Here is a 7,081-nt window from a genome sequence, read left to right on the forward strand (position 1 = left end):
AATGAAGAATCAACTAAAGCGTGGGTTGTACACCCCCGAGCTTGAACATGACTCATGTGGAATCGGATGTATCGCAAACATCAATGGCACAAAGGACTATAAGATAGTTCAGGATGCCATTGACATGCTTGAAAACATGGAACACCGCGGTGGTACTGGTTGCGATCCTGATACCGGTGATGGTGCAGGTATTCTATTACAAATCCCACATGAATACCTTGAAGTGAAGTGTAGTGAACTTGGATTTAATATTCCGGCTGCAGGTTCATACGGAGTTGGTATGATCTTTTTCCCTTCCAGAAAAGTAGTAAGGGAAGATTGTCGTGAAGTACTGGAGCGCCATGCAGACATTCTGGGGCTGGAGGTTCTTGGATACAGGCCTGTGCCTGTAGATCGTAGCATACCGGGAGCCGGCTCTAAAAAGGTGGAGCCTGTCATTGAACAGGTCTTCATCAGGCATAGGGAAGGCTTGACCGGTGATGAACTGGAGAGAAAACTATTTGTACTTAGAAATTATACCACACATTATATAGGTCATAATGTAAAAGGTAATAATGGTGAATTTTATGTCCCCAGCCTTTCTCATAAAGTTATTGTATATAAAGGACAACTTACCACTCAGCAATTAAGACCATATTATCTGGATCTTCAGGACGTATCCGTAACATCGGCACTGGCTATAGTACACTCCAGATTTTCTACCAATACATTTCCTAACTGGAAACTGGCGCAGCCTTTCCGGTTCATTGCACACAATGGCGAGATCAACACGATCCGCGGCAATGTGACCAAAATGAAGTCTAAGGAGGCCATGATGAAGTCTAACCTGTTCACAGACCAGGAGTTAAAAATGCTCCTCCCTGTAACTGACCCGACCCATAGTGACTCTGCAAACTTTGATTCACTGGTAGAAATGCTGGTCCTTAGCGGCAGATCGCTGCCTCATGTGATGATGATGCTCGTACCCGAAGCCTGGGAAGATAATACCCTCATGGACACGGAAAGAAAAGCCTTCTACAAATACCACGCTTCGCTAATGGAGCCGTGGGATGGCCCCGCTGCACTGGTATTTACCGATGGCAATGTAATAGGAGCAACGCTGGATCGAAATGGACTTCGCCCGTCGCGCTATTATATTACCAAAGACGACCGTTTAATAGTAGCATCAGAAGCGGGCGCACTTCCTGTACCTGCAGCAGATATTGTAAGCAAAGGACGTATGCAACCGGGCAAGATGCTTATTGCTGACTTAACTAAAAAGAAAGTAGAATACGACGAGGAAGTAAAAGCCAGGGTTACCAGCCGTAAACCATATGTCGACTGGATCAAGGAGCACCGGGTAAAACTAAGACTTATCCCTACTCCAACAAACATTGTCCCTCATGATGATGAGGAAAAATTATTGTTTAAGCAGCAAGCCTTTGGATATACCTCCGAGGAGCTAAAAGTCATACTCGGCGCTATGGCTGTTTCCGGAACAGAGCCGGTTGGCTCAATGGGCGCTGATACTCCGCTGGCCGTACTTTCAGACCAAAGTCAGCATATTTCAAATTACTTCAAGCAGCTTTTTGCCCAGGTAAGTAACCCTCCTATTGACCCCATCAGGGAGAGGATGGTAATGTCTCTGTTTACAAGAGTTGGCGAAAGCCTTAACATTTTGGATGAAACGCCGGAGCACACTAAGCAAATCCACATTTCGCAACCCGTATTGCTCAACTCCGACCTTCAAAAATTCAAGAACCTTGAAAATATAGGATTCAGCTATGCGGTCATAAACTCTGTATTTATAGCCGATGGTAAGCCAGGCAGATTGGAAGAAGGCCTGGATAACATTTGCATGGCAGCGGAAAGAGCTATCGCTGACGGCAAAAAAGTAATTATTATCTCCGACAGGAATATAGACAAAAACCATGCTCCTATACCTTCATTAATGGCTATCGGGGCAATTCATCATGACCTGGTCGAGAAAAAAATAAGGACCAAGGCGGGATTAATTGTAGAAGCAGGCGACATCAGGGAAACCCATCACTTTGCCACGGCTATCGGCTACGGCGCAAGTGCCGTTAACCCATACATGGCGCTGGAGTCAATCAAGGACCTTTGCAAAAAAGGCTTGCTTGAAAAAGAAACCGATGTAGATCAGGCCCTGGCTAATTATCAAAAGGCTATTGGCTACGGTCTATTGAAAGTCCTTTCTAAAATGGGCATCAGTACCTTGCAATCTTACCAGTCTTCGCAAATTTTTGAGGCGCTAGGTATCAGCAAAAAGGTTGTTGACAGGTGTTTTAAAGGAACCATATCACGTATCGAAGGCCTCAGTTTTGATGGGTTGGCCAGAGAAGTGCTGGTAAGACACCAGGCGGCCTATGGGGATCAGGAAAAAGCCAATGCTACACTGGAAACCGGAGGTGTATACCAATGGAAAAGACGTGGCGAAAAACACTTATTCAACCCTGAGACCATCCACCTTTTACAACATTCCACCCGCACCAATAATTTTGAACTCTATAAAAAGTATGCTCAAAAGATCAATGATCAGAGCAGGCATGCCCTCACACTTCGGGGTCTGTTGGAGTTCAAGAGCACAACTCCGGTACCTATAGAAGAGGTAGAGCCGAAAGAAAATATATTCAAAAGGTTTGCCACCGGAGCCATGTCGTTCGGATCAATTTCCCATGAAGCTCACACTACCCTGGCCATTGCGATGAACCGCATAGGCGCCAAAAGTAACAGTGGTGAAGGTGGTGAAGATGAAATCCGCTTCGAAAGAAAAGAAAATGGAGACTGGGAGCGGTCTGCAATCAAGCAGGTGGCTTCCGGAAGGTTTGGCGTTACCAGTTATTACCTCACCAACGCTGATGAGTTACAGATAAAAATGGCGCAGGGTGCCAAGCCCGGCGAAGGAGGCCAGCTACCAGGGCATAAGGTCGATGAATGGATCGGAAGGGTACGTCATTCCACTCCCGGAGTGGGATTGATCTCACCTCCTCCTCACCACGACATTTATTCCATTGAGGATTTGGCTCAACTTATTTTTGACCTTAAAAATGCAAACAGAGATGCGCGTATTAATGTAAAGCTGGTATCTGAAGCTGGCGTTGGAACAGTGGCGGCAGGTGTATCCAAAGCCAATGCTGATGTAGTGCTTATATCTGGTGCTGACGGCGGAACCGGAGCGTCACCACTCAGCTCGATACGTCATGCAGGCCTCCCATGGGAGCTTGGTCTGGCCGAGGTACATCAGACACTTGTAAAAAATGACCTGCGTAGCAGAATCGTTGTACAAACAGACGGACAGATCAGAACAGGCAAAGATTTAGCCATTGCCACTTTACTAGGTGCTGAGGAATGGGGTATTTCCACTGCTGCACTTGTAGTAGAGGGCTGTATTATGATGCGTAAGTGCCACCTAAACACATGTCCAGTTGGTATTGCTACTCAAAACCCTGAGTTGAGAAAATTATTTACCGGTGACCCTGACCATGTGGTCAACTTCTTCAACTTCCTGGCTGAGGACTTGCGTCAGGTCATGGCACAGCTTGGTTTCAGGACTATCGATGAAATGGTTGGTAAAACAGAGGTACTCAGGGTAAGACCAGAGATCAACCACTGGAAATTCAAGGATCTTGATCTTAAGCCGATACTTTATAAAGAGCCTATCGGAGAACATGTAGGCACTTATAAGCAGCTCGAGCAGGATCATAACCTGAATGAAGTTCTTGACTGGAAGCTTATCAATGCTGCCGGACCTGCCATTGGCAACAGCAAAAAAGTATTCAAGAACTTTGACATCAAAAATACCAACCGCTCCGTAGGCGCTATGCTCAGCAATGAGGTAAGCAAAAAATACAAGGGTGAAGGCTTGCCGGAAGATACCATCCATTTCAACTTCAAAGGTTCTGCCGGACAAAGCTTCGGTGCATTTCTGACAGCAGGCTCTACATTTGAACTTGAAGGAGAAGCTAATGACTACTTTGGCAAAGGCATGTGTGGCGGTAAGCTGATCGTATACCCGGACAAACAATCCACATTTAAAGCAGAAGAAAACATTATTATAGGTAATGTGGCCTTCTATGGAGCCACTAAAGGTGAGGCTTACATCAGGGGTATGGCCGGTGAGCGTTTCTGCGTAAGAAATTCCGGTGTGGAAGTAGTGGTAGAAGGCGTTGGTGACCACGCCTGTGAATACATGACCGGAGGCAGGGTAGTAATCCTTGGACCGACAGGCAAAAACTTTGCGGCTGGTATGAGCGGAGGGATTGCCTATGTCTTTGATCCGTCAGCGCAATTTGAGGAGCTGTGCAACAAGGGAATGGTATCCCTGGAATCCCTCGATAACGAAGATGAAGAAAAGATAAAAAGCATGCTCAGCAAACATGAGGAGTATACCGGAAGTGATGTAGCTGATGATATTTTAAAGCAATGGCCAATAACCTCCAAGCATTTTGTGAAAGTAATCCCTAACGATTACAAAGCCATTTTAATGAAAAATAAGGACTCGATAAAAGTAGCAGTTTAATATGGGACAGAAGGACGGATTTTTACAATTTAACAGAGAATTGCCTCAATCGAGGCCTCCACAGGAGCGAATCAAGGATTTCAAGGAGATCTATGATGAATTCCCGGAAAAGAAAACCAATCAACAAGCAGCCCGATGCATGGACTGCGGGGTTCCTTTTTGTCATAATGGCTGCCCTTTAGGCAACATTATTCCTGAATTTAATGATGCTGTTTATCGTGAACAGTGGGAAGAGGCCATACAGATACTTTCTTCTACCAACAATTTCCCTGAATTCACCGGCAGGATATGCCCTGCCCCCTGTGAGGCCAGTTGTGTACTTGGTATAAACAAACCTCCGGTAGCTATTGAGCATATTGAAAAGACCATTGTCGAGAAGGCTTATGAACTAGGGTATGTCACCCCCCATCCCCCTAAGAACCGGACCGGCAAGAAAGTAGCTGTAATAGGTTCAGGCCCTGCGGGCCTGGCCACAGCTGCCCAGCTCAACAAAGCCGGGCATTGGGTTACCGTGTATGAACGCGAAAACCGTATTGGCGGACTGCTGAGATATGGAATACCCGATTTCAAACTTGAAAAGTGGGTAATAGACCGGAAGCTGGAGATCATGAAGGCCGAAGGAATTAAATTTGAAGTAAATGCCAATATTGGCGTCAATATTTCTGCTGAGGAGATCAACGAAAACCACGATGCAGTGGTGATCTGTACAGGTGCCACTCTTCCCAGAGACCTGCCCATTCCGGGGAGGGAGCTTGAAGGGGTGCACTTCGCTATGGATTTTCTCACTCAGCAAAATAAAGAAGTAGCCGGCGATAAGCTACAGGAAGAAAAAATCTCTGCCCGGGATAAGGACGTGTTGGTTATAGGCGGGGGAGATACAGGATCGGACTGCATTGGCACATCCCACAGGCAGAGCGCCCGATCCGTTACACAAATTGAACTTTTAAGTAAACCGTTTCCTAATAGAACAGAAAACGACCCCTGGCCATTATGGCCAATGACTCTGCGCACCTCTTCTTCTCACGAAGAAGGGGGCCAGAGACAGTGGGCTATCCTTACCAAAGAGTTTATCGGAAACAGCAACGGTCAACTGGAAAAAGTAAAGCTTGTGGATATCGAGTGGGGCATGGACGACAGTGGTAAGCAAGGCTTTAAAGAGGTTCCGGGATCGGAAAGGGAAATACCTTGCCAGCTTGCTTTACTGGCCATAGGTTTTCTATGCCCCGAAAACGAATTGCTTAAAGCCTTTGGTGTCAACGCTGACCTGAGAGGCAATGCGGATACAAAAAATTATCAAACCAATATAGATCATATCTTTGCTGCAGGAGATGCCAGGAGAGGCCAGTCACTGGTCGTTTGGGCTATTTCCGAGGGAAGGGAAGCAGCTATTGAGGTTGATAAGTACCTGATGGGTGAAAGCCGTTTGCCTTCCAAAGATGATTCCTTTTTAAATGTGATGTCGTATTGAAATAAATAGAGTTCACGGCAAACAATATTTTCTGGTAATTGTGTTTATTTGGTGTCTTAATTTATTGATACCAAATAAACATGAGCCCAGGTTTAAAACAACAACTTTATGACAAGTGCCGCGAACTCGTGGACCAGCGTATAAAGAACGCTAAAGATGCCATGGATTCGGCGCAGGAAGCTGCCAACGACGAGACAAAAAGTTCGGCAGGCGATAAATATGAAACGGGAAGGGAAATGATGCAGCAGGAAATGGAGAACAACGCTGTACAGTTGTCCGAGGCCAGAAAACTTAAGGAGATCATTGACAGGATCATTCCCGGTAAAAGCTATGATACGGTACAAATAGGGAGCCTTGTCATTACCAATAATGGCAGTTTTTATATCTCTATCGGTTTAGGTAAAATCATCCTGGACGGAAAGGACTATTTTGCTATTGCTCCTTCATCACCTCTCGGCGCACTATTGATGGACAAGAAGGCCCAGGAGAGTATTGAGCTAAACGGAAGGACATTTAATATTCAACAAGTATTATAATCAGAAGTCATAAACTTCAAAGGGGCTTACACAGGCATTCAGTTTTACATCCATTTCATTCGAATATTCGATAATATCCAATGGTGGTGTCAGTGCAAGTCCTACCTTTTTAGCCTGCGGCACCTTTTTCAAAAACCTGTCATAAAACCCTTTACCGTAGCCTATCCTGTGTCCTACTCTATCAAAGCTGATTAAAGGAACAAGCACAAGGTCGACAGCCTCAATATCTGCAGCCTCACCCTCAACCGGCTCTGGTATTCCCCATTTGTTTTTTTCAATCCGTGTTCTGTCATTAAGAATGTAATGAGACAGTTCGCCTTTTGGTAATGTTTTACAAATAGCAACGTTTATATCAGGATTTAGCTCCCTTGCCACCTTGATTATTGAGTAAGTATCCACCTCATGTTTATCGGTCATAGAAAGAAAGGTATGCATGTATCTGACCTGAGCAAAATCCACGTACTCTATCAGCCTGTCGATAAGCAGTCTGTTTCTCCTTTGATATTCCTCAGAACTTAAGGTCAGCCTTTTTTCCAGATAAACTTTTCGTAAGGTATT

Annotated in this window: 4 protein-coding genes; 3 read left to right on the forward strand and 1 reads right to left on the reverse strand. The window is 45.3% G+C overall.

The genetic code is table 11. From position 1 onward, the window contains the following. Position 1: 1 nt before the first annotated feature. From gltB to E1163_RS11055, 3 genes are all read left to right on the forward strand, one after another. Positions 2-4,519, forward strand: a complete 4,518-nt coding sequence (gene gltB / locus E1163_RS11045; protein ID WP_155171620.1) for a glutamate synthase large subunit — start codon at positions 2-4, stop codon at positions 4,517-4,519. 1 nt (position 4,520) lies between these two features. Beyond that, positions 4,521-5,987, forward strand: a complete 1,467-nt coding sequence (locus E1163_RS11050; protein WP_155171622.1) for a glutamate synthase subunit beta — start codon at positions 4,521-4,523, stop codon at positions 5,985-5,987. A gap of 80 nt (positions 5,988-6,067) precedes the next feature. Then, entirely contained in the window at positions 6,068-6,523 is a 456-nt protein-coding gene (locus E1163_RS11055; RefSeq protein ID WP_155171624.1) for a 3-oxoacyl-ACP synthase, read from the forward strand. Here the strand turns inward: E1163_RS11055 and E1163_RS11060 are convergent. Continuing rightward, the coding region (locus E1163_RS11060) for a 5-formyltetrahydrofolate cyclo-ligase (RefSeq protein WP_185156052.1) at positions 6,524-7,081 on the reverse strand (558 nt) is incomplete at its 5' end.

The organism is Fulvivirga kasyanovii (assembly GCF_009711405.1).
GTDB lineage: Bacteria > Bacteroidota > Bacteroidia > Cytophagales > Cyclobacteriaceae > Fulvivirga > Fulvivirga kasyanovii.

Coding starts and splice junctions, on each gene's coding strand:
- E1163_RS11055 (WP_155171624.1), top strand. CDS start 6,068: ATGAGCCCAGGTTTAAAACAACAACTTTATGACAAGTGCCGCGAACTC.
- E1163_RS11050 (WP_155171622.1), top strand. CDS start 4,521: ATGGGACAGAAGGACGGATTTTTACAATTTAACAGAGAATTGCCTCAA.
- gltB (WP_155171620.1), top strand. CDS start 2: ATGAAGAATCAACTAAAGCGTGGGTTGTACACCCCCGAGCTTGAACAT.